This is a genomic window from Streptomyces sp. Rer75 (assembly GCF_013414305.1).
GTDB classification, from domain to species: Bacteria; Actinomycetota; Actinomycetes; order Streptomycetales; family Streptomycetaceae; genus Streptomyces; species Streptomyces himastatinicus.
On the sequence record NZ_CP058693.1, the window covers coordinates 10084588 to 10110239 of the forward strand.

The window sequence follows — 25652 nt, forward strand, 5'->3', positions numbered from 1 at the left end:
CCGCCCGTCGTCGTGAATCCATTATTAATGAAAAATCCTTGACAGCGTACCCCTGGCTGTCCAGGCTCTTGGGGCGAACGGACACATGCATGTCACCAACCACCGTGCGAACGCCACGACTTGCGCGCGGACGGTGAGCCGAGGGAGTCCCACGTCATGACCGATCGCACCCACCCGTCGGAGCAGCGCCCCCCGACGCCTGGCCGCCCGTCCCGGCGCGCCGTCGTCGCCGGGCTCGGCGCCGCCGGATTCGTCGCCCTGCCGGCATGGCCGGACCGAGCCTGGGCCGCAGCCGGTACGACCGCGGCCGCTTCGGGCGGCCCGGTGCTCGACCCGCATCCGGACACCGAGCCGTCCGGCACGCATGTGCGCGGCGTCGGCGGCACCAACGTCGTCTTCCAATACGGCACGGTGCTCCCCGGCTTCGACGGCTGGCGCACCCATGAGCCGACCCGCGAGTATCTGTCCCTGGACAAGCGGTGGCGCTTCCGCTTCGACCCCCGCAACCGCGGCCTCGACCAGGGCTGGGAGTCCCCGCACCTCGACGACAGCGCATGGGGCCTCATCGATGTCCCCGCCGCCTGGGACCTGCTGGACACGCCCGGATTCGCCACCGAGACCGCCCCCTTCGGCACGGGCACGGCGTTCACCGACGGCTACGCCTGGTACCGCACCACCGTCGACGTTCCCGGCTCCTGGCGTGCTCGCCACGTGCGCCTGGCCTTCCTGGCCGCCGGGTACAGCGCCGAGGTCTGGCTGGACGGCACCCACCTCGGCAAGCACGAAGGAGCGAACTCGCCCTTCGCGCTTCCCGCGGCGGAGGCCCTCCGGCCGGGGACGCGGCAGACGATCGCGGTCCGGGTATTCCGCCGGGCGAGCTACGCCGATTACACGGACGCGACGCCACAACCGGTCACCGACGACTACGAGATCCCGTACAAGCCGGTCGACTACTGGCCCTACGCGGGCCTGACCCGGTCCGCCTGGATCGAGGCGGTTCCGAAGGTCTCCATCGCCAAGCTGCTCACGGTCGGCGCGAAGGGGAGGCTCGAGGCACGGGCCGTCGTCGAGAACCACGGCACCACCGCCTTCGACGGCTGTCTCACACTGGATCCCGGTCACGGGAGCGGTGGAAGGCCGATCACCGTCGCGGCCAAGATCGCGGCGAGATCGGTCGGCGTCGTGCCCGTCTCGGTTCCCGTGCCCGGGGCGCCACGGTGGAGCCCGGACTCGCCGCACACGCTCACGGCCCGTGCCACGCTGACCGCTTCGGGACCGCACGGCCCGCGGGTGGACACGCTGTCCACGGTCTACGGGATGCGCGACGTATGGGTCGCGGGCGCGCAACTGCGGTTGAACGGCAAGCCCGTGTTCCTCAAGGGACTCAACTGGCACGAGGAGACCGCGGCGCACGGCAGGGCGATGACACCGGCAGAGTACGACCGGGAGCTGGGCCATGTTCCGGCACTGGGCGCCAACTTCATCCGCAACTGCGTCTACAACCGCCACCCGTACGCCTACGACTGGGCGGACGAGCACGGGGTGATGGTGATGGACGACATCGACACCATGTGGCTCAACACCGCCCAGGAGAAGTTGCAGACCAGCAGTTACGGTCTCGCCCGGGCCCAGGCGCTGACCATGGCGTGGAACCAGCACAACCACCCGTCGGTGATCCTCTGGGGCCTACAGAACGAGTCGGAGATCGACGGCGACGGCGCCCCCGTCTACCGGGCCTGGCTCGCCGACCTCAAGGCGGCCGTGCACGCGGTCGACCTCACCGCCCGTCCCGTCACCTGGGCCTCCAACACCAGCAACGACCCCGCCTTCGACATCGCCGACGTGATCGGGTTCAACGAGTACTTCGGCTACTTCTACGGCAAGGACACCGACCTCGGCCCGGCGCTGGACGCGGTGCACGCGAAGTATCCCGACAAGCCGATCCTGATCACCGAGAACGGCACCTGGTCGCAGGCCGGCCACCACGGCCCGAGCACCACGGAGGGCACCGAGGAGTGGCAGGCGGCCCGCTTCACCGACCACTGGACCCAGGTGGCCGAGCGCAGCGACTTCGTCGCCGGCTACGCGTACTGGGTGCTCAAGGACTACAAGGAACGGGCCGGGTACAACCAGGACTACAACGGCCTTTCCCTTATGGGAATGCTCACCTTCGCCGAGGAGCGCCCCAAGCTCGTCTACGAGGCGTTCCGGGAGGCGGCCAACCCGAGGGGCAGGTGAGCGGCGCCACGGTGATCCGTCGGCGCCCGTCGCGAGGCCGCCCCGGATCAACGGGGCGGCGTGCGGTACGGCTCCTGAGGGAGGTCAGCCCTTGACGCTGCCCTCGGTCAGGCCGGAACGCCAGTAGCGCTGAAGGATGAGCATCGCGGCGGCCAGCGGGAGGATCGAGAGGAACGCGCCGCCCACCGTGAGCTGGTAGAGCTCGGGGTGCCGGTCGGCCGCCGACTGCCAGGTGGTGAGGCCCAGCGTGATGGGGTACTTACGGTCGTCGGAGAGCATGACCAGCGGCAGGAAGTAGTTGTTCCAGATGCCGACGAACTGGAAGAGGAAGACGGTCACGAGCGCGGGCGTCATCGTACGCAGGACGAGTGTGCCGAAGATCCGCCATTCGCCGGCACCGTCGACACGCGCAGCCTCCAGCACCTCGGCGGGCACCGCCGCCTCCGCGTAGATCCGGCACAGGTACACCCCGAACGGGCTGACCACGCTGGGGATCAGCACCGCCCAGTAGGTATTGGCCAGGCCCACCTTGCTGAACAGCAGGTACATCGGCAGGGCGAGCGCGGTGCTGGGCAGCAGCACACCGGCGAGCACCCCCTTGAAGACCAGCTCATGCCCGCGGAAGCGGTACACGGCGAGCGCGTACCCCGCGGCACACGCGAGCAGGGTCGCCAGCACCCCGCCCACTCCGGCGTACAGGACGCTGTTCCACGTCCAGGCCCAGAAGATGCCGTCGTCGTGGGAGAAGACCCGCGACAGGTTGTGCAGCCATCGCGGGTCGGAGAACCACAGCCCGAAGCTGCCGAAGAGCTGGGCGGAGTTCTTGGTGGAGGCCACCACGAGCCAGTAGACGGGCAGCAGGAAGTAGAGCGCCGCGAGGGACAGCAGCGCGACCAGCAGGATCCGTGAGGGCTTCACCCCGCGCGGCTTGGACACGCTCACCGGGCATCCCTTCCCTTGCGGTTCACCAGGCTGAGGAAGCCGAAGGACAGCACGCTCGCGACCAGGGCGAGGATCACCGATTCGGCCGCGGCGAGGTAGATGTTGTTGTTGGCGAACGCCTCGTTGTAGGCGCTCAGGTTCGGGGTGTAGGAGCTGGTGACGGACGAGGTGAGCGGCTTGATCACCAGCGGTTCGGCAAACAGCTGAAGCGTCCCGATGATGGAGAACACCCCGGTGAGCACGAGGGCGGGGCGGGCCAGCGGGAGCTTGATCCGAACCGCCGTCTGCCAGGCACCGGCCCCGTCGATGCGCGCGGCCTCGTACAGCTCCTGTGGGATCGCCTTGAGCTGGGCGACGATCACCAGCATGTTGTAGCCGGCGAACTCCCAGATCACGATGTTGGCGATGGACCACAGCACACTGTCGTAGCCGAGGAAGTCGGGAGCGAGCCCGACCTTGCCGAGCAGGTCGACGATCGGGCTCACGCCCGGCACGTACAGGAAGCCCCACAGGATCGAGGCGATCACACCGGGGACGCCGTACGGCAGGAAGTAGGCGGCGCGCAGGATGCCTGCCCAGCGGTGGGAGAGCGTGTCGAGCCCCAGCGCCAGCGCGGTGGACAGCAGCAGCATCACAGGGACCTGGACGATGCCGAAGAGGAGCACGCGCCCGAACCCGTCCAGGAAGTCCGACTGCTGTAGGGCGAGGGTGTAGTTGTCCAGCCCGGCGAAGCCGATGGTGGCCCGGCCCAGGCCCAGCGGCCCGGAGCGGATCGGTGTGAGCAGGCTCTGGTAGATCGCGTAGCCGAGCGGAAGGACGAAGGTGAACAGGAAGAGAGCGACGAAGGGGAGGAGGAACCCCCATGCGGCGCGGTCCGGGCGGGGCGTGCGCCGCCGGTCGCCCGGTGCGGACTTCTGCGTCCGGCTGATCGCGGTGCTCATCGCGCGCTCCTCGCCTTCAGACCCTTGGCCAGCAGGTCGTCCACGGTCCGTTTCTGGGCGTCGGCCAGCGACGAGGTGAGGGTGCCGTCTCCGGCCATGGCGGCGCCGAAGGCGTCGCCGAGGTGGGCGAAGTCGGCGTCCGTGGTGGGTGACCACTTCCAGGAGGTGTCGATGGCGTGGTCGGACGCGATGAACACGTCGTTGTACCGCTGTCCGCCGAAGAACGGGTCGGGCCGGTCCAGCGCCGATCCGCGGAAGACGCCCGTCGCGGCGGGCCAGCCGTAGCCGGCGGCTATGTTCTGGTCGACGGCTTGGCGGTTGCTGTTGAGCCAGTGCGCGAACCGCAGCGCCTCACGCGGGTGGCGGCTGCCCTGTAGGACGGCGGTGGACGAACCGCCCCAGTTGGCGGAGGCGTCCTGTCCTGCCTTCCACTGCGGCAGCGGGGCGACCCGCCACTTTCCCGTGGTGCCCGGTGCGTTGCCACGCAGCAGGGCATCGCCCCACTGCGGTCCGACCCAGGCGACGATCTGCCCCGTCTGGACCTGCCGGTACCAGGCGCTGGACATGTCGGGTTCGACGATGACGAGGTCGTCGCGGACCATCCTCTCCCAGTACTCCGCGACCTCATGGGAGCGGTCGTCGTTCATGTCGACGATCCAGGTGTCGCCCTGGGTGCGCACCCACCGTGCACCGCGCTGCCAGCACATCGCGGCGAACCAGCTCGGCTGGTTGGGCGCGAAGGCACAGAGCCTGGCACCGTTGCCACGGGACTTGACCACCCGTGCGGCACGCTCGAACCCGGCCCAGGTGGCGGGCGTCTCGATGCCCCACTTCCCGAAGAGGTCCCGGCGGTAGAAGAGTCCCATCGGGCCGGACGCCTGCGGGATGGTGTAGACCCGCCCGCTGAAGACGCCCTGATTCCACTGCCACGGCACATAGCTGCCGCGCAGCGCGTCGGCCCCGTAGGCGCTCAGGTCGGTCAAACCGTTGACCAGCATGAAGGCGGGAAGCTCCTGGTACTCGACCTGCGCCAGGTCCGGCGGGTTGCCGGCCGCCAGCGCCGCGTACATCTTCTGGTAGCCGCCCTGCACGTTCTGGGGGATGGTCTGCATCTGGACGTGGACGTCGGGATGCGTCCGGTTCCACAGGTCGACGGTCTTCTGCATCGGCACCCAGGTCCAGAAGGTCAGCGTGACTCTCTGGCCGCGGCGCGTGGGCGCCTGCCGGGTCGTGCGGGCGGCTCCGACGGTCTGGCCGCAGGCGCTGAGGGCGGGGGCGGCAAGCGCCGCGCTTCCCCACCGGAGAAGAGATCTCCGCCCCGGTATCGAGGTGTTCATGTGTGTCCCTTGTCGCTTACGGCTTGCTCAGTACGGCTACTCCGGCGCCCGGCAGCGTGATGCGGTCCGAGGGGGCCGACCCCTGGGCGAGGGCGTCGGTCATCGGCTCGGCCAGTCCGACCTCGACCTCTTCTCGGCCGTGGTTCAGGAGAAGGACGAACCGTCCGCCATCGCCCTCACGGACGGTCGCCTGGACCTGCCCGGGAAGCCCGGGCAGTACGGGTCCGGCCTCCGCGGTGCGGCACACCTCGTCCGTCAGGGCCCGCATGGCCTGCGGTGACAGACGCGTCGCGACGTACCACGCGCTGCCCTCGCCGAAGGAGTTGCGGGTGACCGCCGGTTGCCCCGCCAGTGGCCCCGAGTCGAACGTGGCGACGGTCCGAGCCCCCTCGGGGACGACGACTTCCGACCACAGATCGGCAGGACTGACCGCGCCGTCCTGGTGCCGCACGTTCACCGTTTCCTGCTCCGGCAGCGGCCAGAACTCCTCGACGTGCAGGCCCAGCACCTCGCGCAGCGGCGCGGGATAGCCGCCCAGGTGCACCCGGTCGCAGTCGTCGACGATGCCGGAGAAGAACGACACCAGCAGGTGGCCGCCGCCGCGGACGAACGCGGTGAGGCGGTCGGCGTCCCGTTCGCGTAGCAGGTAGAGGTTGGGGACGACGACGAGCCGGTAGCCGGACAGGTCGCGGTCGGGTGGCACGACATCGCAGGTGATGCCGGCCTCGAACAACGGCCGGTAGTGGGCGAGCGCGATCTCCATCTGGTTCAGCGCGGTGGACGGGTGCGAGTCCAGCTCCAGTGCCCACCAGCTGTTCCAGTCCAGTACCAGGGCGACGTCGGCGGTGCACCGTGTGCCGGCGATCTGCGGCACGGAGGCGAGTTCGCGGCCCAGCTCGGCCACCTCGCGGAAGGTCCGGGTGCCGGTGCCGCCGTGCGGGAGCATCGCGGAGTGGTACTTCTCGGCACCGCCCCTGGACTGGCGCCACTGGAAGTACAGCACGGCGTCAGCGCCCTGGGCGACCGCCTGCCAGCTCCACAGACGCATCCGTCCCGGCGGCTTGGGCCCGTTGCGGTCGCGCCAGTTCACCGCGCTGGGCGCCTGCTCCATCAGCATCCACGGCTGACCGCCGCGGGCGGACCGGGCGACGTCGAAGATGAACCCCGCCGCGATGTGCGTGTCCTGGTCGTGCGGATCCTGGTAGACGTCGACCGAGACGACATCCTCGTGGGCGGCCCAGCGGAAGGCGTCGACGGGCTTGTGCACGCCGATGAAGTTCGTCGTGACGGGAACGTCGAAGCTGTCGTACCCCTGCGCCCAGAACGCCGTCGACCAGGCGTCGTTGAGCGCCTCGACGGCGCCGTACCGGTCGGACAGCCAGCGCCGGAAGTCGGCCGCCGACTCATCGCACCAGCACATCGGGGTGTGGCAGCCGTACTCGTTGCCGATGTGCCACATCTCCAGCGCGGGGTGGTCGGCGTACCGGCTGGCCAGCCGCTCGACCAGGCGGGTGGCATGGCTGCGGTACACGCCGCTGGAGGGGCAGTAGTGCTGGCGCCCGCCCGGCCACATGCGGCGGCCGTCGGCGGTCTCCGGAAGGATGTGCGGGTGCAGCCGGGACAGCCACGGCGGCGGGGACGCCGTCATGGTGGCCAGGCATACGGCCACGCCCGCCGCCGCGAGGTTGTCCATGACCCGGTCGAACCAGGCGAAGTCGAACTCCCCGGGCCGCGGTTCCACCTTGGCCCACGAGAAGATGCCGGCCGTCACCAGGGAGACTCCCGCCTCCTTCATCAGCGCGACGTCCTCGGCCCACACCTCCTCGGGCCACTGCTCGGGGTTGTAGTCGCCGCCGAAGGCGATCCCGGCCGGGCGCAGGCGCCGCCGGGCGTCGATTGTTAATGCATGTGCCTGTTGCATGGCGGCCAGTCTTGAAGCGCCGCCGCAGCCAGTCAAGATATTTGCATTATTAATTGAAAGAGTTATCGTGGCTCCAGTATCGGAAAGGGAGAGTGTGCGATGACGGCATGCCGCAGGATGACGGGGCGAGTCGCGGTGATCACCGGCGCCGCGCACGGGATTGGCGCGGCCACGGCCCGCAGGCTCGCGGCCGAGGGCGCGGCGGTCGTGGTCACGGACGTGGACGACATGGCGGGCAAGGCGGTCGCGGCAGGTATCGCGGAGGGCGGGGAACGAGCGGAATACGTACGCTGCGACGTGACCTCCGCCTCCGACTGGGAGGCCCTGGCCCGCCACGTCGACCAGCGCCACGGGCGGCTGGACGTGCTGCACAGCAATGCCTTCGCCCAGCTCAACAAGCCCGCGCACGAACTGAGCGAGGACGAGTGGGACGGTCAGATGGCCGTGCTGCTCAAGCCTGCCTGGCGGGGAATGAAGACCTTCGCGACCCCGCTGCGCGAGGCATCAGGGTCCGTCATCCTCACCTCCTCGGTGCACGCGGTCATCGGCCTGCCCGGCCACGCCGCCTACGCCGCGGCGAAGGGCGCGCTGTGCTCACTGGCGCGGCAGCTGGCGGTCGAGTACGGCCCGCACATCCGGGTCAACACGGTGCTGCCCGGCCCCATCCTCACCGCCGCCTGGGACGGAATCGCGGAGTCCGACCGGGCGCTCAGCGTGGCGGCCACGGCGGCCAAGCGGTTCGGGCAGCCGGACGAGGTGGCCGCCGCGGTCGCCTTCCTGGCGTCAGCCGACGCCTCGTATGTGACCGGTGCGAATCTTGTGGTTGATGGAGGATGGAGCGTCATGAAGGAGTCCTCGTGAGCGGCGCGCACGGGGCGGTGAGCTGTGTGCGAGGCCCGCGAACAGGGCTCGAGCGGAAACGGAGAACGTGGTGACCCATCCCAGCAGGGGGCTGCACGGCCAAGCCGTGGAGGAGATCGGCCGACGCATCATCCGCGGTGACTACCCGCCGGGCTCCGTACTGCACCCGGACAAGCTCGAGGTGGACCTCGGCGTCAGCAAGACCGTGGTGCGCGAGGCGATGCGGGTACTGGCGTCCAAGGGACTGATCGAGTCCCGGCAGAAGCGCGGCACGACGATTCGGCCCCGTGCCCATTGGAACCTGCTGGACAGCGACCTGCTGCGCTGGCAGGGCAGCGCCGCTCCGACCGAACGATTTCTGGAAGACCTCGCCGAGGTCCGCGCCCTCGTCGAGCCCGCCGGCGCCCGGCTCGCCGCGGTCCGCCGCACCGAATCCGACCTGGCCGCGATGCAGCGGGCCCTCGATGCCATGGCGGCGGCGGGGACGGACGGCGACGCGATGGTGGAGGCCGACCTTGCCTTCCACCGAGCCCTGCTGGATGCCGCGCACAACGAACTGCTGAGCCGGATGGAAGTCGTCATCGAGGCCGGCCTGAGCATCCGCGACCGGATCGTGCACGGTGCCCAGCACTTCTCCGACTCCGTACCGGTGCACCGGGCACTGCTGCGAGCCATCGAAGCGGGCGACCCGGACGCCGCCGTGGCCGCCGTCGAGTCGCTGCTCTCGCAGGCGTCCCGGGATTTGGCGGCCGTGCAGTCGAGGGGCGAACACGACGAAGACGTCGAAGACACGGCCGAGGCCGCGCAAGCGGAATCCCCATGAGTGGGGACGCGCCACAACCCACCCTCAGGCACCCCAACCCTCGCCCCCAGGAGAGTCCCACCCCATGAATCTCGTGGAATCGCTGCGAGCACATCGCCTGCTGGCGATCGTGCGTGGCAACGACCCCGACGCGGCACTGCGCACCGTACTCACCCTCGCCGAGGAGGGCATCAAGGCCATCGAGGTCCCGCTGACCACGAAGGACGCACCGGCGGTGATCGCGCGGGTGCGTGCCGAGCTCGGTCCCGAGGCGTTGGTGGGCGCGGGAACCGTGCGCACCGCCGCCGACGCCGCCCGCGCCGTTGAATCGGGCGCGTCGTATCTCGTCACCCCGGGGCTCGTCGACGTCCCGCAGTCCGCCGACATCGGGGACGTGCCGGTCCTGATGGGTGCCCTGACACCGAGCGAAATCGAACTCGCCCTCGCGCGGGGCGCCTGCGCGATCAAGCTCTTTCCCGCCTCCCTCGGCGGGCCCGGCTATCTGCGCGCACTGCGCGACCCGTTCCCCGACGTGCCCATCGTGCCCGTCGGGGGAGTGGACGCGGCTGCCGCCCGCGACTATCTCGACCGTGGCGCGATCGCCGTGGGCGTGGGCTCGCCGCTGGTCGGGGACGCCGCAGACGGCGGTGATCTCGGCGAACTCCGCAACCGCGCGGCCGAGTTCCGCGAGGCGATCACCGGGGACGCACGATGACGACCCCGGCCACCCATACCGTGCCCGAAGTGGTCACTTTCGGCGAGACGATGGCGGCGCTACGGGCCCACGGCGCGCTACGGCTGGGCGGAAGCCTCGGCCTCTCGGTCGCCGGAGCCGAATCCAACGTCGCGATCGGCCTCGCCCGGCTCGGTCACCGGGTGCGCTGGGCCGGCCGGGTCGGTGCGGACGAACTCGGCGCGCTGGTGCTGCGTACCCTGCGTGCCGAGAGCGTCGACACCGGCCACGCCGTCGTCGACGACACCGGGCGCCCCACGGGCCTGCTGCTGACCGAACCCCGTACGGGCACGCTGACTCGTGTCAGCTACTACCGTTCCGGCTCCGCGGGTTCGGCCGTCACACCGGCCGACGTGCTGCCCACGCTGACCCCCGGATCGCGTGTCCTCCATCTGACCGGCATCACGCCCGCCCTCAGCCCGTCGGCCGCCGAGGCCGCGCTGGCCGCCGCCGCGGCGGCGCGCGACGCGGGCATCACCGTATGCCTCGACGTCAACTACCGCTCACGGCTGTGGACCGCCGACCGCGCCCGCACAGCCCTCCGGCCGCTGCTGGCCCGCACCGACCTGCTCATCGCCTCCGAGGACGAGCTGCCGCTGGCGCTGGAACGGCCCGACGCGAGCGAATCCGAGGGCATCCACAGCCTCCTGGCCGAGGGCGTCACCGAGGTGGTCATCAAGCGCGGCGCACGCGGCGCGACCAGCTTCAGCGCCCAGGGGACGGCCGACTGCCCGGCGCGGCAGGTCAGCGCGGTCGACCTGGTCGGCGCGGGCGACGCCTTCGTGGCCGGATACCTGTCGGGGCTCCTCCACGGCGCCGACGTCCCGGCCCGCCTGCACCGCGCCGTCACCACTGCGGCCTTCGCCGTCACCACCCGGGGCGACTGGGAGGGCCTGCCGACTCAGGACGAACTCGGCCTGTTCGACCAGCCAGACGGCACCACCATCCGCTGACCGAGGAGACCGACCATGCCATCCGCCGCACAGCAGCCGGTGACGATCGCGGTCCAGGGCGGCTACGAGCTCGCCGAAGGAGGTCGCTGGACCGGCGGCCGGTTCGTGTACGTCGACATCCTCAGCGGCCGGCTCTTCGAACTGCGCGACGGCACCGGGCAGGCACCGCGCCAACTGGCCCAGCTCGACGTACCGCTCGGCGCCGTCGCGCCGGTACGCGACCGGCCGGACACCTGGATCGCCGCCGCGGGCACCGGAATCGCGCTGCTCACCGTGGACGGCGAACTGGAATGGCTGGACCGTCCCGAGGATCGCACCACCGTCCCCAGCCGGATGAACGACGGCGTCGCGGACCCCGCCGGCCGCTTCTGGGCCGGCAGCATGGCCTACGACGGCACCGCCGGGGCCGGCTCGCTGTACCGTACGGACCCCGACGGCACGGTGGTACGCGTCCTCGACGGCCTCACCATCGTCAACGGACCGGCATTCAGCGCCGACGGCACGACGCTGTACCTCGCGGACAGCGCTGCGGGCATCGTCCACCGTTGCCGGGTCGACCCGGCAACGAGCGACCTCACCGGGCCCGAGACCTTCGCCCGTTTCCGCACCGATGAGGGCAGCCCCGACGGAATGACCGTGGACGCCGAGGGCTGTCTGTGGGTCGCGGTATGGGGTGGCGGCGCAGTCCGCCGGTACCACCCCGACGGCCGCCTGCTCCACACCCTGAAGGTGCCCGCCCCGCAACCCACCTCCGTCTGCCTGCACCCCTCGGACTCCCGCATCCTGATCACCACCGCCCGCCACGGGCTGAACCACCCAACGACAGCCTCGGGCGCGGTACTCAGCGCCCCCGCACCGGCCCGGGCTCCGGAAACCCACTCTTGGGGCGGGGACAGTCGGATTGGCGGCATAACTGGATAGGGCAATCCGATTGCTAGGGTGGCCCGTATGAACCCCGGCGCCCAGCACCCCGACGACCCCGCCGCCCAGCCTCTGCGCAGTGACGCCGAGCGCAACCGGGGGCGGATCATCGCCGCGGCGCGCACGGTGTTCGGGCGTGATGGGCTGAACGCCTCGATGGCCTCCGTGGCACGTGAGGCGGGGGTGGGGATCGCCACCATGTTCCGCCGCTTCCCCACGAAGGAGGAACTGGTCGCCGCCGTCTTCTCCGACCGCATGGACGCGTACGCCGACGCGGTCGCGGTCGCCCTGGACGACCCCGACCCCTGGCACGGTTTCGTCGGCTACGTCGAGGCCGCCTGTGCGATGCAGGCCGCCGACTACGGCTTCGCCGACGTACTGACCATGACCTTCCCCACCGCCAAGGAGCTGGAGGAGCGCCGCAACGAGGCGTACCAGGCCATGGTGGAGCTCATCAACCGGGCCAAGGCGACGGGGCGTCTGCGCGAGGACTTCGACCCCTCGGATCTGGTGCTCCTGCACATGGCCAATGCCGGTGTCGTAAACGCCACGGGCGACGCCGCGCCGGATGCGTGGCGGCGCGTCGTCGCCCTGATGATCCAGTCCTTCGAGGCCCCTGCCCGCGGCCCCCTGCCCGACTCGCCCGAGCACGACGCCCTCTATCAGGCCATGCTCCGCGCCAGCCCGGAAGGCCCCACCGCACCGGCGCCGGACAAGAGCGGCTGACCCCAGGAACACCGGAGTACGGTGCCAAGGCGCGCCACGACGGCAGCGGCTTCCGCAGCCTTACGCGCGCGATCGAACGCCCATCACGCTGGCCCGGCCTTCGGGGCGATGGTGTCAGGGCTGGTGCGGGTCTTGAGGACGAAGTCGAACTGCATGGTCCTGTAGGGGCCCTGGAAGCCTTGTCCGGCGATGTCCTCGGGGTCTTCGTGCAGGAGGGTGTCGGCCTGAAGCGCGGGAGGGGCCAGTGTCCCGCCGACGAAGTCGACGGGGATGATTGGGTCACCCTTGAAGTAGATCTCGCCCCGCCAGGGCGTGATGAGGTCGGAGTGGTGGACCTCGTAATGGATGTGAGCCGGGCGGTAGAGACTGCGTCCGAGGGCCGCGACGGCTTCGACGACCCCGTCCACCGCCGTGACGTTGGGGTCGGCGTAGGCGACGGGGGTGATGGTGGTGAAGGTGCAGCGGCCGTCGGCGTCCGTGAACAGGTGTCCGCGCAAGTTGTACTTGGCCACTCCGTCGTCGTACAGCCCGGAGTAGTTGCCGTTGTTGGCCGCGTGGTAGATGTCCAGCTTGGCGCCCGCGAGCGGTTGGCCGTGGCCGTCCAGGACGCGACCGGAGACGATCAGCGGGGTTCCGGGTTCGTCAGGCCGCATCGGCAGGGTGCCGGGGTTGTCGATGTGCGGGGAGCCGGGAAGGTAAGTGGGGCTGTTGACGTCTTCGGAAGGGGTGTAGCCGTCCCGGCCGCCCTGGAAGAGCTCGCTGTACAGCGGCATGGCGACCAACGCGAGGGGAGCGCCGGTGGCCGTCTGGATCCTCTGGAGCAGGTCGGTGACCGCGTTGAGGTCGTCGAAGGTCAGTCCCTCCTCGTCGCGCATGCGCGCCAAGGCGTTTTTGAACGCCTCGACGAGACGCACCGCGCGGGGGTTGATCAGTGCTGGGTCGACGGAGGACGGGTCGGTGAGCGTGGTCATGCCGGTCTACTCCTTGAAGAAGGGGCGTCAGCAGGCCGCGGATGTCGACGTTCAACGAGCCGGAAACCCGCTTGTCGACCGCACGGCGGCCAAGCACCGCGGGGTGCGGTGTCAGAGGCTGAAGACGTGCTCGGCCTGGTCGCGCTTGGTGGTGTGCAGCTCCCAGTAGACGGGGGAGATCTGCTCGGGCTGGGCCGTCGGCAGACCGGGGATGACGGCGGTGCCGATCGACACGTCGATGCCGACGTGGGCGGCCTGAATGCCGGTGCCGACCAGCTCCTTGTGGAGGTTCATCGCCCAGTTGCGCAGGGCCGCGGCGGCGGCGTTGACGTTGGCGACCCGCGGGTCGGGCTCGATCGAGCCCGCGCCGGTGGTGTAGAGCAGGGTGCCCGCGCCGGCCTCGCGCATCGCGGGCAGCACCGCCTTCGTGGCGGCGATGGCCCCGTAGAGCTGGAAGTTCATCTCGAACTCCACATGGGACGGCTCGGTCCCGGCCGGAGCGGTCAAGGCGGTGACGCCGAACGTCCCCACCGGGGAGTACTCCAGGACGTCGATCCCGCCGAACCGCGCGGCGGCGTCCTTGAGCGCCTGGGTGAGCGCGTCGCGGTCGAGCACGTCCGCGGGGAACGCGGCGGCGGTGATGCCCTCGGCGGTGAGCTTGCCGACGAGGTCGTCGAGCTTGTCGCGGTTGCGGGAGATCAGGGCGACGTCGAGGCCGTGGGAGCCGAAGGTGCGGGCGATGGCCAGGCCCAGCTGGGGCCCGGCTCCGACGATGGCGATGCTGGTCACGGCACAGTCCTTTCCTGAAGGCATGCAGGGGAGAGGGGCAATATGGACAGAGCTATCCACTTCTCGATTCGGATAGCCCTTTCCGTTTCGCTGTCGCCACGGTACCACCAAAAACGGATAAGCCAATCCACTTACTCGATCGTCGGCGCGAGCCCTGGCGGCCAGAGCCCCGCAGCCCCCAAAGCCCCGCCGCTGTCGGGGCGGGTGGCGCCGGGGAGGCCGGGGGCCACCACCCGTACGGGTCCCTCGTACCAGCGGCGGACCCGCTCGGCCCGTCGTACTGCGTTCTCAGTAGCGGGAACTGTCGGCAGCCGCACGACGACAGGACGGCCCGCTCCCGGAGAGCCTGGGCGGACAGTCGGCACCAGATGTGGAGACCTCCTGCCGTGGCTACATTCCTTTACCAAGTGGGCCGTCTGGCCTTCCGGCGACGCTGGTACGTCGCCCTGGTCTGGGCGGCCGTCCTGGCCGCCGTCGGACTGGGCGCCCTCAAGGCTCCGGGAGCCTCCGACGAGGAGTTCTCCATGCCGGGCATCGAGTCCCAGAAGGCGTTCGACCTCATGGAACAGCGCTTTCCCGGAGCCACCGCCGACGGCGCGACCGCCCGGGTCGTCTTCGTCGCGCCGAGCGGTGAGAAGGTCACCGCCACCGAGAACAAGCAGACCGTCGAGAAGGCCGTGGCCGACCTGGCCGGCGGCACACAGGTCGCGAGCGCCGTCGACCCGTTCCGGGCGAAGGCCGTCAGCAAGGACGGAACGACGGCGTACGCGGCCGTCACCTACAAGGTCGCTGCCAACGACCTCACCGACGCCAGCAAGACCCGGCTGGAGCGGGCCATCCACACGGCCCGGGACTCGGGGCTGACCGTCGAGGCCGGCGGAAGCGCGATGGACGACGGTGGCGCGCCCGGCGGTGTGGCCGAGGTGGTCGGTGTCGCGATAGCCGCCGTCGTGCTGCTGGTCACCTTCGGTTCGCTGGCCGCCGCAGGACTGCCGCTGCTGACCGCCGTCATCGGCGTCGGCGTGAGCATGGCCGTCATCCTGACCCTGTCCGAAGCGCTGGGCCTGTCCACGACGACGGGCACCCTGGCGATGATGCTGGGCCTCGCGGTCGGCATCGACTACGCCCTGTTCGTCGTCTCCCGCTACCGCGAGGAGCGCGCCAAGGGTCACACGCCGCAGGAGGCGGTCGGGCTGGCGGTCGGCACGGCCGGTTCCGCGGTCGTGTTCGCCGGGCTCACCGTCGTCATCGCGCTGGCCGGACTCGCGGTGGTCGGCATCCCGATGCTCACCAAGATGGGCCTGGCCGCGGCGGGCGCGGTCGTCGTCGCCGTACTGATCGCGCTGACGCTGGTCCCGGCGTTCCTCGGCTTCTGGCCGAACGCCGTGCTCCGGCGGCGGGCCCGCAAGAGCGGCCGCATCGAAGAGAGCACCGAGAACAACGGGGGCAGCCGCTGGGCGCGGTTCGTGCTGCGGCGTCCGCTGCCCGTGCTGCTGCTCGGCGTGGTGGGCCTCGGGGCCCTCGCGGTGCCGATGACGAACCTCCAGCTCGGCATGCCCGGGGACGAGGCCAAGTCCACCTCCACCACTGAGCGCCGTGCCTACGACGCGCTCGCCGAGGCCTTCGGGCCGGGCTTCAACGGGCCGCTGACCGTCGTCGTGGACGCGAAGGGGGAGGCCGACCCGAAGGGCGCCGCCGCGACGGTCGCGAAGGAGATCGGTGGCACCGAGGGCGTCGTCTCCGTCTCCCCGGCCCGCTTCAACGAGGCCGGTGACGCGGCCGTCTTCCAGGTCGTACCGTCCACGGCGCCGACCGACGAGAAGACCAAGGACCTGGTCACGACCATCCGGGACGAGCGGCCCGGGGTCGAGTCCGAGACCGGGGCGACCTTCGAGGTCACCGGCACCACCGCGCTGAACATCGACATCTCCGACAAGGTGCAGGCCGCGCTGATCCCCTACCTGGTCGTCGTCGTCGGCCTCGCGATCGTGCTCCTGCTCGTGGTCTTCCGGTCCCTGCTCGTCCCGCTGAAGGCGGCCCTCGGCTTCCTGCTGTCGGTGCTGGCCTCCCTCGGCGTGGTCGTCCTGGTCTTCCAGCAGGGCCACGGCGCCGAACTCCTGGGCGTGGAACAGACCGGCCCGATCATGAGCCTGATGCCGATCTTCCTGGTGGGCATCGTCTTCGGCCTGGCCATGGACTACGAGGTGTTCCTCGTCTCGCGGATGAGGGAGGCGTACGTCCACGGCGAGCGGCCCGGCCAGGCGGTCACGTCCGGCTTCCGGCACAGCGCGCGCGTGGTGGTGGCCGCCGCGCTGATCATGATCGCGGTGTTCGCCGGGTTCGTCGGCGAGAGCGACTCCATGATCAAGATGATCGGCTTCGGACTCGCCTCCGCCGTCCTGTTCGACGCCTTCGTCGTACGGATGGCGATCGTGCCCGCCGTGCTCGCCCTGCTCGGCGACAAGGCCTGGTGGCTGCCGAAGTGGCTGGACCGGCTGCTGCCCGACGTCGACGTGGAGGGCGAAGCGCTCAGCCGTCGGCCGGAAACGGACCCGGAACCGGCCGGGACACCTGACCTGGAAGTGGCCCGCACCTGATACGACCCGCCTGACCCACCCCCACCAGGGCCGCCCGTGGCGAACGACACGGGCGGCCCCGGCAGCCGTTTGCGCGGGGAACGGTCACGATGGCCACAGAGCAGCGACCGGAGAGCCGATGAGCACCAGCGTTGAGCGTTACACGGACCGTTTCGAGCAGTACGCCGACCGTCACCCCCGCATCGTCGACGCGGCGGTCGTCCTGGCGCTGATGGGGTGCGCGGTCCTCGGCAGCAATCTCACCCTGCCCGGCGCCGACCCACCCGACCAGGACAAGACCGCCACCGTCCTCATGGGCGTGTCCTGCCTCGCCCTGCTGAGGTACCGCAGCCACCCGCGCACCGCCGTCGTCGTGACCGGGGTCTGCACGGCGATCGCGATCGCGCTGGGGTACTTGCTCACGCCCCTGCTGCTGGGCCCCGTCATGGCGGCGCTCTACTGGCTGGCCACGCTCTCCGACCGCAAGACCACCCGCGCCTTCGGCGTCACCGTCATGGCGGCGCTGACGGTCGCATCGGCGATCTCCGACTCCATGGACAGCCTCTCCCTGGTGCTCAGGACGATCGGCCCCTTCTTCTGGCTGCTGCTGCCGCTCGCCGCCGGCACCATGACCCGGCTCCGGCGCGCCTACCTGGCGTCGGTGCAGGCCCGCGCCGAACACGCCGAGCGCACCCGGGAGGAGGAGGCACGGCTGCGCGTCACCGAAGAGCGCATGCGCATCGCCCGCGACCTCCACGACGTCGTGGCCCACCACCTGGCCCTGGCCAACGCACAGGCCGGCACGGCCGCACACCTCGCGCTCACCAGCCCGCAGCAGACCAAGCAGATCCTCACCGACCTGACCGGCACCACCTCCTCCGCACTGCGCGAGCTGAAGGCCACGCTGGGACTGCTGCGCCGGAACGACGACCCAGCCTCCGCAACGCTGGAGCCGTCTCCCGGCCTCGCCCGCCTGCCCGAACTGGTCTCGGCGTGTGCGTCCGCGGGACTCGCCGTCACGGTCACCACGACAGGAGACCCCCGCCCGCTCTCTCCCGGGGTGGACCTGACCGCGTTCCGGATCGTGCAGGAGGCGCTCACCAACGTCACCAAGCACGCCGCAGCGGACTCCGCACACGTACGCCTCGCCTACTCCGGATCACGCCTGCTGATCACGGTCAGCAACGACGGTCCGGACACCACCGGCACCGACGACACCGCGCCGAGCCGGGGCTTCGGCCTCATGGGCATGCGTGAACGCGCCCACACCATCGGCGGCGAACTCCGTGCGGGACCCCGCCCGGAGGGCGGCTTCGAGGTCACCACCGCGCTGCCGCTCCAGCCCTCAGCACCCGAAGCGGCCGCGGCCGCCACAGACGTTCCCGCAGGAGGAGAAGAGTCATGACCATCAGGGTTCTGCTCGCCGACGACCAGGCCCTGCTGCGGGCCACCTTCCGGATCCTGATCGACTCCTGTGAGGACATGACGGTGGTCGGCGAGGCCTCGGACGGCGCGGAAGCGCTGGAACTGACCCGCGCCCACCACCCCGACATCGTCCTCATGGACATCCGGATGCCGGGCACCGACGGTCTCGCCGCCACCTCCACGATCTGCGCCGACCCGGAACTGGCCGCCACCCGCGTCCTCATCCTGACGACGTTCGAGACGGAGGACTACGTCGCCCAGGCGCTGCGCGCCGGAGCCAGCGGCTTCCTCGGCAAGGACGTCACCGCCGACACCCTGCTGGCCGGCCTGCGCACGGTGGCCTCCGGCGAGGCCCTCCTGTCACCCGCCGCGACCCGCACCCTCATCACGAATTTCCTCATGTCCCCCGCCCCCGACACCCACCTCGCGCCCCCGCAATGCCTGTCGGAACTCACCGTCCGCGAACGCGAGGTGATGGGCCTGGCCGCCGAGGGCAAATCCAACACCGAGATCGCCGAGATCCTCATCCTCAGCCCGCTGACCGTGCGCACGCACATCCACCGCGCGATGACGAAGCTGGGCGCCCGCGACCGCGCCCAACTGGTCGTCATCGCCTACCAGACGGGCCTGGCACAGGCGACCCCGCCCGCCCCATGACCGCGGACGCCGCACCTCGACCTCCGACAGCACCCACGTCAGGACGGGTCCTTGCGCGTGACGTCGCCGGGGGCGGCCCGTATGACGCGCGGGGCGTTCGGGGCCTCGGCAGGGGCGTTGTCGGCCTTCATGGCCCTGGCCTCGCCTTTGAGGATGCGGGTTGCTTTGCCCGCGGAGCGGACGAGGTCGGGGAGCTTCTTGGCGCCGATCAGGACGATGACGACGATGAGGAGGAGAGCGAGCTCGCTGAGGCCGAACATGGGTGGGTGGTCCCCTCCGGTAGGTAGCGGCTCGTGGCGTGGCCGCGAACGACGACGTTAATCTACGGCACTGTAGAAGTATGGACCAGGGCGCCGTTGGATCGCGTGGCTACGATGAACCACCCGCCTGGGCGTGGGCGGCAGGTGACCGGAGGGAGACGGGGTGAGAGACCAGGAGCGCGGCCGACGGCGCGGTCAGGGTGAGCTGGAGGCGCAGGTGCTGGCGGCTCTGCGTGAGGCGCCGGAGCCCGCGAGCGCGGCGTGGGTGCAGGAGAAGCTCGGCGGCGCTCTGGCCTATACCACCGTGATCACCATTCTCACGCGGCTGCTGGCCAAGGGCGCGGTGACGCGGGAGAAGGCCGGCCGGTCCTTCGTGTGGACGGCGGCGGCCGACGAGGCGGGGCTGGCCGCCTTGCGGATGCGGCGGGTGCTGGACAAGGAGAGCGACCGCGAAGCGGTGCTGGCCAGCTTCGTGACCGGCCTGTCGCAGCAGGACGAGCAGATGTTGCGGGAACTGTTGACGCGGGCCAGGGAAGCGGGGGAGTAGAGGAGTTCATGGGGGTCTTCGTCTTCCTGCCGCTGGTGCTGCCCTTGACGGCGTGGCCGATCGCCCGGCTGGCGGAGCAGCACCTGCACCCGCGTGCGGCGACCTGGCTGCTGTCCGCGGTGGCCGGGGTGTTCGCGGTGTGCAGCACGCTGTGCCTGGGGCTGCTGATGGTCGTCGGCACCGCCCAGTTGCCCGGCAACCCGCTGCCCGACGGCTGGTCGGACCCGGAGGTGCGCGAGGCCGTTCCGTACGACGAGGTGGCGGGCAAGGCCGCCATTCCCGCGCTGTTCGCCGTGCTCGCCGCGTGCACCCGGCTGGTGTGGCGCCACCAGCGCGTACGGCGCCGCGCCGAGCGCGCCCTCGCGGGCCTGCCCGCCACCCCGGTGGCGGTGCTGCCCGACGAGGCGCCGTACGCCTACGCGCTGCCGGGCAGGCGGGACCGCGTCGTGGTGAGCACCGGGATGCTCGCCGGGCTGGACTCGGCCGAGCGCCGGGCCTTGTTCGCCCACGAACGCACGCATCTCGCCCGCCGCCACCACCGGTTCCTGCTCACCGTGCAACTCGCGGCGCGGGCCAACCCGTTCCTGCGCCCCCTGCGGACCGCGGTCACCTACACGGCCGAGCGGTGGGCGGACGAGGAGGCGGCACAGGCGGTCGGCAGCCGGCGCACCGTGGCGCGGGCGATCGGCAAGTCGGCGCTGATGTCCCGGGGCGCGCCGGTCGCCACGCTGGCGGGCTTCGCGGCCACGGGGCCGGTGCCCCGCCGGGTGGCCGCGCTGCTGCGCCCTGCTCCCGCGGGGCGCATCTGGCCGCCCGCTTTCACCACGGTGGGCCTGGCCGCATGGGGTGCCGCGGTGGGCACGACGGCGTCGGCGCTGTCCTCGGCGAACTCGGCGGTCACCCTGTTCCTGATCCTTCACGCGGCCACCCCGATGTAACCGGGTCGCGGGTGTCGGGCGGTGTCGATGGGGCGAGCAGGTAGGAATGGAGCTGCCCGAGGAGTTCGGTGATGTTCTCCTGGTCGGTGCGGTAGCGGACGAGCTTGCCGGTACGTATCGACTGGAGCAGCCCACCGCGTCGGAGGATGGCGAGGTGTTCGGAAGTGGTCGACGCACCGAGTCCGGCACGTTCGGCGGCCTCGCCGACCGTCAGCTCCTCGCCAGTGGCGAAGTGCGAGAAGAGCTTCTGGCGCGTCCCGCTCGCCAGCGCCTTGAGGAACACCTGAAGCTCGTCTCCCGGCAGGGCGGCCCCGGGGTGCGTCTCCTGCTCCACGTCGGCCTGGTCGTCGGCCGCGTGCGGTTCCAGGTCGAACTCGGCCGGAGGGATGTCCAGGGCGAAGCAGGCTTCGCGGACGACGGCCCGTTCGCTGTCGTCGAAGTGGCCGTCGGCGCCACCGATGACGATGCCGATCTGGACGACGGCCCGTGCCTCGGCGGGCTTCTTCTTCGCCTTGCTGATCTCCTGTATCGCACTGACCTTGCCGAGGCCGAAGTCCACGGTCAGCCTGTCGAGGTGCTCCTCGAAGCGGCGGTGCAGATCGTCCGAAGGGAACGTCTGGAGCACATCGTTGAGGGCGATGAGCTGGGCGACGCGTTCCCGCTCCGAGGGGTCGATCCTGCCGTCCGCTGCCGCCACCAGGGCGCACATCGCGATGCTGGCGTCCCGGAAGGCTCCGCTCTTCAAGTGGCTTTTCTTCGCCGTGAGCTGAGCCTGCATCGTTTGGACCGAGTCCTTGAGGCGGTCCCACAGCGCCATCTGCATCTCCTTGTCTGTACTCCGCATCACTCCCCATCGCGTGATGCGGAAACAGAAAACTACAGGGTTGTAGAGAGGTGGCGCGAAGTTGCGGGGTCGGCATCGTACAGGCTGTGCTCGTGGTCACAGGTCTCTTCGAGGCCGTAGGTCTCCCAGGCGGGGAAGGGGTCGTCCCAGGCCGACCAGCCTTGGGCGCCCAGTGCCTGCTCGTCCTCGGTGAGCAGGCACGCGGACAGGGCGCGGTGCAGGGCGGTGGGACGCAGTCCGGTGCCGATGAAGACGAGTTCCTGGCCGCGCTCGGCGGCCTCGCCGGCCTCGCTGTGGCCGTCGCGTACTCCGGAGGGCTCGAACCGGGCGACGGCGCCTGCCTGCGACCACAGTCCGGTCACCCGCGGGCGGGTGGCCAGCCAGAAGAAGCCCTTGGAGCGCAGGACGCCGCCGTAGGCCCCGGTGTCCAGGTCCGTGGCGACGAAGTCCCACAGCCGGGCGGGATGGAAGGGCCGGGTGGCCCGGAAGACCGTGCTGGAGATGCCGTACTCCTCGGTCTCCGGCACATGGTCGCCGTTGAGTTCCCTCACCCAGCCGGGGGCCTGCTGGGCGCGTTCGAGGTCGAAGCGGCCGGTACCGAGCACGTCCGTGGGGGCGACCCGGCCGTGTGTGGCGGGTACGAGTCGGGCGGCCGGGTTGAGCCGGGACAGCGCCGCCGCGAGCCGTTCGGCCGTGTCCGGGGTGACCAGGTCGAGCTTGTTGAGGACGATGACGTCGGCGAACTCGACCTGGTCCATGAGGAGATCGCTGACGGTGCGCTCGTCGTCCTCGTACTGGTCGAGTCCCCGCGCGACCAGCTCGTCCCCGCCGGTCAGCTCCGGGAGGAAGTTCGCGGCGTCGACGACCGTGACCATGGTGTCGAGCCGCGCGACCTCGTCCAGCGTGGCGCCGTCGTCGCGGGGGAAGGCGAAGGTGGCGGCGACGGGCATGGGCTCGGAGATGCCGCTGGACTCGATGAGGAGATAGTCGAACCGTCCCTCTCTCGCGAGCCGGTCCACCTCCTCCAGCAGGTCGTCGCGCAGGGTGCAGCAGATGCAGCCGTTCGTCATCTCGACGAGGCGCTCTTCGGTGCGGGAGAGGGCCGCGTCGCCGTCGCGGACGAGTGCGGCGTCGATGTTCACCTCGCTCATGTCGTTGACGATGACGGCGACCCGCAGCCCGTCGCGGTTGTTGAGGAGGTGGTTGAGGAGGGTGGTCTTGCCGGATCCCAGGAAACCCGACAAGACCGTCACCGGAAGCTGGTCGGACATGGCGCGGTCAGTCCTCGGGGCGGAGCAGACCGCGCCGGTAGGCGGGGACGAGCCGTCGTGGCACCTGGTGTTCGCGGCCGTCGATGGTGATCGTCACCAGGTCCGGCGCGCTCGCCTTCCACTGCGCGCGGCGGTTGCGGGTGTTGCTCCGGGACATCTTTCGCTTGGGCACGGCCATGACGTATGGGTCCTTTCCTGCTCGGTGTGGTTCCTGCAACCTTACATGAAAATGGGTGCCGTTTTCATGTAGCGTGATGGGTGCGCTGTGAAGCCGTCGCTCAGGAGGAAAAGTGCCGTTGGTGATGTTGCGGGTGCGCAGGAACGCATATGGGCTCGTCACCGCCATCGGGCGGGGGCCGGAGTGAGGGGCTGCGGCTTGCCGGGTGTGGTGTCCGGCAACACGCCGCAATCCCGAGGCCGCGTCCTTGGACCTGTTGCGGCGAGCGCCGCCCCCTCTGGGGCCCCCGGGGCGCCGGACGACGTCTCAGACAAGGACGGGGAGAGCCGTCAGGCCGCGAACCAGGCGCGTCGGACGCCAGACCAGGTCTTCCGGGGGCACGGCTAGCCGGAGGTTCGGGAAGCGGGCCAGGAGTTTTCGGAGGGCGAGTTCCGCTTCAGCTCTGGCCAGCGGGGCGCCGACACACCGGTGGATGCCGTGGCCGAAGCTGAGGTGTCCGGTGGCGTCCCGTCCGAGGTCGAGCTGCTCGGGGGCGGGGAACCGGGCGGGATCGCGGTTCGCGACTCCGATGGCCACCTGCACCGGAGTGTCCGCCGGGATCTCGGTGCCGCCGAGGGTGACGGACTCCGTGGTGTACCGGAACGTGGCCACGCTGACGGGGGAGCTGCGGCGGAGCAGCTCGTCCAGGGCACCCGGTACGAGGTCTGGCTCGCGGCGCAACCGTTCCAGATCGGCGGGCTGCCGTAGGAGCGCGAGGAGCGCGCTGCCGATGAAGTTGGTGGTGGTTTCGTGCCCGGCGACGAGGAGGAGAACGGCGAGGGACACCAGCTCCTCCTCGCTGAGCCGGTCCTCGCCGTCCCGGACCCGGATGAGGTCGTCCAGCAGCGCGTCGCCCGGGCGCTCTCGCCTTTCGGCGATGAGGCCCACCATGTACTCGGCCATCGCATGCGAGGCGGCGTCGATCCGTTCGGGCTGGCCTGCCGCGAACAGCTCGGCGGACCAGCGTTTGACGTCCGACCGGTTGTCCTCGGGCACTCCGAGCAGCTCGCAGATCACGGTCACGGGGAGAGGCATGGCGAGGTCGGCGACGACGTCGACCTCGCCATGCGTGGGCCACGCGTCCAGGAGATCGTCAGTCACCTGCTCGATGAACGGACGCAGCGCGGCAACAGAGCCCGTGGTGAACGTCCTGGCCACCAGCTTGCGAAGGCGGGTGTGCTGCGGAGGGTCGCTGGCGAGCATGCTCTGCGAGACGGCGGGGTGCAGCCGGCGCTTGGAGCCCTTGTTGGCGAAGAAGGCGGCGGTGTCCTTTGACAGTCGTGGGTCGGCGAGTGCCTGCCTGGCTTGTGCGTAACCGGTGACGAGGTAGCTGGTGTGCGCGGATGAGCCGCTCCGTACGGGCCGGACGGGGCACTGGGACTGCTGGGCGCTGCCGCGGTCGTGCGGCTTCTGGTTGTCCTGCGGGGCATTGTTCACGCGGTCAGGGTCCAATCCGCTCGAAGCGTTCGTCATCTGCGTGCGCTCTGCACCATCACCACCTCCGCCCTGGGGCGGCTCGCGCCGCTCCAGAGGGTCTCAGGCGAGCCTTTCGGGATGGCCGTGTCCGCCCCGGCGCGCTACGTCGCGAACGCGCTGCACGCATGATGCCCGGGAAGGCGAGTGGGACGGGTACTCAGCAGGAGGGGAGCGGGGAGCCATGGTGTTCGCGACGGACCGAAGCGAGGAGGCATCTGCCGCGGACCGGTTCGAGTACTGGCGCGAGCTTACGATCCCCAAGCGCGCGCCGCACGACGATTGACTCGGCGAGCCGAGGGTTGCTGGCCGTACTTAGACTCGGCCCATGGAGATGCCTGACGTCACCGCGCTCGCCCGCGACCTCGCCCCCTCCGGAGTGCTCCGCGCCTCCGTCAACCTCGGCAACCCCGTCCTCGCCCAGGGCACCCCGGACGCGCCCCGCGGGGTCACCGTCGATCTTGCCGGTGAGATAGCCCGACGCCTTGGCCTACCCGTGGAGTTCCTCTGCTTCGACGCGGCCCGCAAGTCCTATGAGGCCATGGCCACCGGCCGCGCCGACCTGTGTTTCCTCGCCGTCGAACCGGCCCGTGAGGCGGAGATCGCGTTCACCGCCCCGTACGTACACATCGAAGGCGTGTACGCCGTCCCGGCCGACTCCACGCTGCGGACCCCTGAAGACGTGGACCGTCCGGGCATCCGCATCGGCGTGAAGCAGGGCTCCGCCTACGATCTCTACCTGACGCGCACCCTGCGCCACGCCACCGTGGTCCGGGGCCCGGAGGGGGCGGACGTCTTCCACGCCGAGAAGCTGGAGGCCGCAGCGGGAATCCGGCAGCCACTCGCCGCACACCTCGCCGAACGACCCGAACTGCGTCTCATCGAGCCCGCGTTTATGACCATCCGGCAGGCCCTCGGCACGACGAAGACGCGGCATCCGGAGACGGTGCGCTTCCTGAGCGAGACGGTGGCTCACCTGACGGAGTCCGGGTTCGTCGCCCAGGCCCTGAGCCGGTCCGGACAGGACCCGGCACTCGCCGCACCCACGGAGCAATGACCCCGAGGACGGTTCGCCCCGATCTATCCGATGTCCGCTGGGAGTTGATCGGACCCTGCTCCTTGTGGTCGGCGTGGTCGGTGCCGTCGAGGGTGAAGTAGCGCAGGGCGGCGAACAGGTGCCGGACTCCGCCATGGCGGTGGTAGGTCCGCCGCCTTCGGCGTGGCTCGCGGTGAGAGGTGCTCTGGTGAACAGCCCAGGAAGTTTTGTCTTGCCGGTACGCGAGCGGGCCCCCGATCGTGATCGGGGGCC

General features: G+C 70.5%; 24 protein-coding genes and 2 pseudogenes. 13 read left to right on the forward strand and 13 right to left on the reverse strand.

Annotated features, from left to right (window positions below; translation table 11 throughout):
• The first annotated feature begins 156 nt into the window (after positions 1-156).
• Positions 157-2238 carry a glycoside hydrolase family 2 protein gene (locus HYQ63_RS42520; protein WP_179939371.1) on the forward strand — a complete coding sequence of 694 codons (2082 nt, stop codon included), beginning with the start codon at positions 157-159 and terminating at the stop codon, positions 2236-2238.
• 84 nt (positions 2239-2322) lie between these two features.
• Here the strand turns inward: HYQ63_RS42520 and HYQ63_RS45450 are convergent, their stop codons facing one another.
• From HYQ63_RS45450 to HYQ63_RS42535, 4 genes are read right to left on the reverse strand one after another with little or no spacing between them, the layout of a single operon-like run.
• Positions 2323-3180 carry a carbohydrate ABC transporter permease gene (locus HYQ63_RS45450; protein ID WP_257232519.1) on the reverse strand — a complete coding sequence of 286 codons (858 nt, stop codon included), beginning with the start codon at positions 3178-3180 and terminating at the stop codon, positions 2323-2325.
• Entirely contained in the window at positions 3177-4121 is a 945-nt protein-coding gene (locus tag HYQ63_RS45455; protein ID WP_257232520.1) for a carbohydrate ABC transporter permease, read from the reverse strand. Before HYQ63_RS45455 ends, HYQ63_RS45450 begins: the two co-directional genes overlap by 4 nt.
• Positions 4118-5458, reverse strand: a complete 1341-nt coding sequence (locus tag HYQ63_RS42530; RefSeq protein WP_179939372.1) for an ABC transporter substrate-binding protein — start codon at positions 5456-5458, stop codon at positions 4118-4120. Before HYQ63_RS42530 ends, HYQ63_RS45455 begins: the two co-directional genes overlap by 4 nt.
• A 16-nt stretch (positions 5459-5474) precedes the next feature.
• Complete coding sequence (locus tag HYQ63_RS42535) at positions 5475-7379, reverse strand: beta-galactosidase (protein ID WP_179939373.1); 1905 nt, start codon at positions 7377-7379, stop codon at positions 5475-5477.
• A 99-nt stretch (positions 7380-7478) separates the two neighbouring features.
• Here HYQ63_RS42535 and HYQ63_RS42540 point away from each other — a divergent pair, with 99 nt between their 5' ends.
• The 6 genes from HYQ63_RS42540 to HYQ63_RS42565 all read left to right on the forward strand — a co-directional run bounded on the left by HYQ63_RS42540 (position 7479) and on the right by HYQ63_RS42565 (position 12375).
• Positions 7479-8240 (forward strand): SDR family NAD(P)-dependent oxidoreductase, encoded by a 762-nt coding sequence (locus HYQ63_RS42540; RefSeq protein ID WP_257232521.1) that lies wholly within the window; start codon positions 7479-7481, stop codon positions 8238-8240.
• Between the two features lie 67 nt (positions 8241-8307).
• Entirely contained in the window at positions 8308-9063 is a 756-nt protein-coding gene (locus HYQ63_RS42545; RefSeq protein WP_179939374.1) for a FadR/GntR family transcriptional regulator, read from the forward strand.
• Positions 9064-9127: 64 nt separating this feature from the next.
• Complete coding sequence (locus HYQ63_RS42550; RefSeq protein ID WP_179939375.1) at positions 9128-9757, forward strand: bifunctional 4-hydroxy-2-oxoglutarate aldolase/2-dehydro-3-deoxy-phosphogluconate aldolase; 630 nt, start codon at positions 9128-9130, stop codon at positions 9755-9757.
• Positions 9754-10728 (forward strand): sugar kinase, encoded by a 975-nt coding sequence (locus tag HYQ63_RS42555; RefSeq protein ID WP_179939376.1) that lies wholly within the window; start codon positions 9754-9756, stop codon positions 10726-10728. Before HYQ63_RS42550 ends, HYQ63_RS42555 begins: the two co-directional genes overlap by 4 nt.
• 15 nt (positions 10729-10743) lie before the next feature.
• On the forward strand, positions 10744-11649 hold the full coding sequence (locus HYQ63_RS42560; protein ID WP_179939377.1) for an SMP-30/gluconolactonase/LRE family protein: 906 nt from the start codon (positions 10744-10746) through the stop codon (positions 11647-11649).
• A 27-nt stretch (positions 11650-11676) separates the two neighbouring features.
• Entirely contained in the window at positions 11677-12375 is a 699-nt protein-coding gene (locus HYQ63_RS42565; RefSeq protein ID WP_179939378.1) for a TetR/AcrR family transcriptional regulator, read from the forward strand.
• 83 nt (positions 12376-12458) lie between these two features.
• Here HYQ63_RS42565 and HYQ63_RS42570 read toward each other — a convergent pair whose 3' ends face one another.
• Together HYQ63_RS42570 and HYQ63_RS42575 are read right to left on the reverse strand one after the other, a co-directional pair.
• Entirely contained in the window at positions 12459-13346 is an 888-nt protein-coding gene (locus HYQ63_RS42570) for a hypothetical protein (RefSeq protein WP_179939379.1), read from the reverse strand.
• A gap of 111 nt (positions 13347-13457) precedes the next feature.
• On the reverse strand, positions 13458-14135 hold the full coding sequence (locus HYQ63_RS42575; protein WP_179939380.1) for an SDR family oxidoreductase: 678 nt from the start codon (positions 14133-14135) through the stop codon (positions 13458-13460).
• Between the two features lie 386 nt (positions 14136-14521).
• Here HYQ63_RS42575 and HYQ63_RS42580 point away from each other — a divergent pair, with 386 nt between their 5' ends.
• The 3 genes from HYQ63_RS42580 (at position 14522) to HYQ63_RS42590 (ending at position 18793) form a co-directional block, all read left to right on the forward strand.
• Positions 14522-16732 (forward strand): MMPL family transporter, encoded by a 2211-nt coding sequence (locus HYQ63_RS42580; RefSeq protein WP_179939381.1) that lies wholly within the window; start codon positions 14522-14524, stop codon positions 16730-16732.
• Positions 16733-16850: 118 nt separating this feature from the next.
• On the forward strand, positions 16851-18116 hold the full coding sequence (locus HYQ63_RS42585) for a sensor histidine kinase (RefSeq protein WP_179939382.1): 1266 nt from the start codon (positions 16851-16853) through the stop codon (positions 18114-18116).
• Positions 18113-18793 (forward strand): response regulator transcription factor, encoded by a 681-nt coding sequence (locus HYQ63_RS42590; RefSeq protein ID WP_179939383.1) that lies wholly within the window; start codon positions 18113-18115, stop codon positions 18791-18793. The genes HYQ63_RS42585 and HYQ63_RS42590 overlap by 4 nt, the downstream gene beginning before the upstream one ends.
• Positions 18794-18831: 38 nt before the next feature.
• Here HYQ63_RS42590 and HYQ63_RS42595 read toward each other — a convergent pair whose 3' ends face one another.
• Positions 18832-19053 carry a twin-arginine translocase TatA/TatE family subunit gene (locus HYQ63_RS42595; RefSeq protein ID WP_179939384.1) on the reverse strand — a complete coding sequence of 74 codons (222 nt, stop codon included), beginning with the start codon at positions 19051-19053 and terminating at the stop codon, positions 18832-18834.
• A gap of 163 nt (positions 19054-19216) precedes the next feature.
• On the opposite strand from HYQ63_RS42595, the gene HYQ63_RS42600 reads away from it, so the two are divergent.
• On the forward strand, positions 19217-19600 hold the full coding sequence (locus HYQ63_RS42600) for a BlaI/MecI/CopY family transcriptional regulator (protein ID WP_179939385.1): 384 nt from the start codon (positions 19217-19219) through the stop codon (positions 19598-19600).
• 8 nt (positions 19601-19608) lie between these two features.
• Positions 19609-20538, forward strand: coding sequence for a M56 family metallopeptidase (locus tag HYQ63_RS42605; RefSeq protein ID WP_179939386.1), 930 nt, complete (start codon positions 19609-19611; stop codon positions 20536-20538).
• Here HYQ63_RS42605 and HYQ63_RS45460 read toward each other — a convergent pair.
• From HYQ63_RS45460 to HYQ63_RS42625, 5 genes and pseudogenes are all read right to left on the reverse strand, one after another.
• The gene (locus HYQ63_RS45460; RefSeq protein ID WP_257232711.1) at positions 20498-20872 is read right to left on the reverse strand and encodes a helix-turn-helix transcriptional regulator; all 375 of its coding nucleotides are present in this window, start codon (positions 20870-20872) and stop codon (positions 20498-20500) included. The genes HYQ63_RS42605 and HYQ63_RS45460 overlap by 41 nt on opposite strands.
• A 30-nt stretch (positions 20873-20902) precedes the next feature.
• Positions 20903-21355, reverse strand: a pseudogene (locus tag HYQ63_RS45465) (tellurite resistance TerB family protein); the annotation flags it as partial.
• A 59-nt stretch (positions 21356-21414) separates the two neighbouring features.
• Complete coding sequence (locus HYQ63_RS42615) at positions 21415-22653, reverse strand: GTP-binding protein (protein WP_179939387.1); 1239 nt, start codon at positions 22651-22653, stop codon at positions 21415-21417.
• 7 nt (positions 22654-22660) lie between these two features.
• A complete protein-coding gene (gene rpmF, locus HYQ63_RS42620; RefSeq protein WP_179939388.1) occupies positions 22661-22831 on the reverse strand; it encodes a 50S ribosomal protein L32 in 171 nt (56 codons plus the stop codon).
• Positions 22832-23137: 306 nt separating this feature from the next.
• On the reverse strand, positions 23138-24307 hold the full coding sequence (locus HYQ63_RS42625; protein ID WP_257232522.1) for a cytochrome P450: 1170 nt from the start codon (positions 24305-24307) through the stop codon (positions 23138-23140).
• Between the two features lie 364 nt (positions 24308-24671).
• On the opposite strand from HYQ63_RS42625, the gene HYQ63_RS42630 reads away from it, so the two are divergent.
• A complete protein-coding gene (locus tag HYQ63_RS42630) occupies positions 24672-25400 on the forward strand; it encodes a transporter substrate-binding domain-containing protein (protein WP_179939390.1) in 729 nt (242 codons plus the stop codon).
• A 52-nt stretch (positions 25401-25452) separates the two neighbouring features.
• Here the strand turns inward: HYQ63_RS42630 and HYQ63_RS45770 are convergent.
• Positions 25453-25515, reverse strand: a pseudogene (locus HYQ63_RS45770) (transposase); the annotation flags it as partial.
• Positions 25516-25652 lie beyond the last annotated feature (137 nt).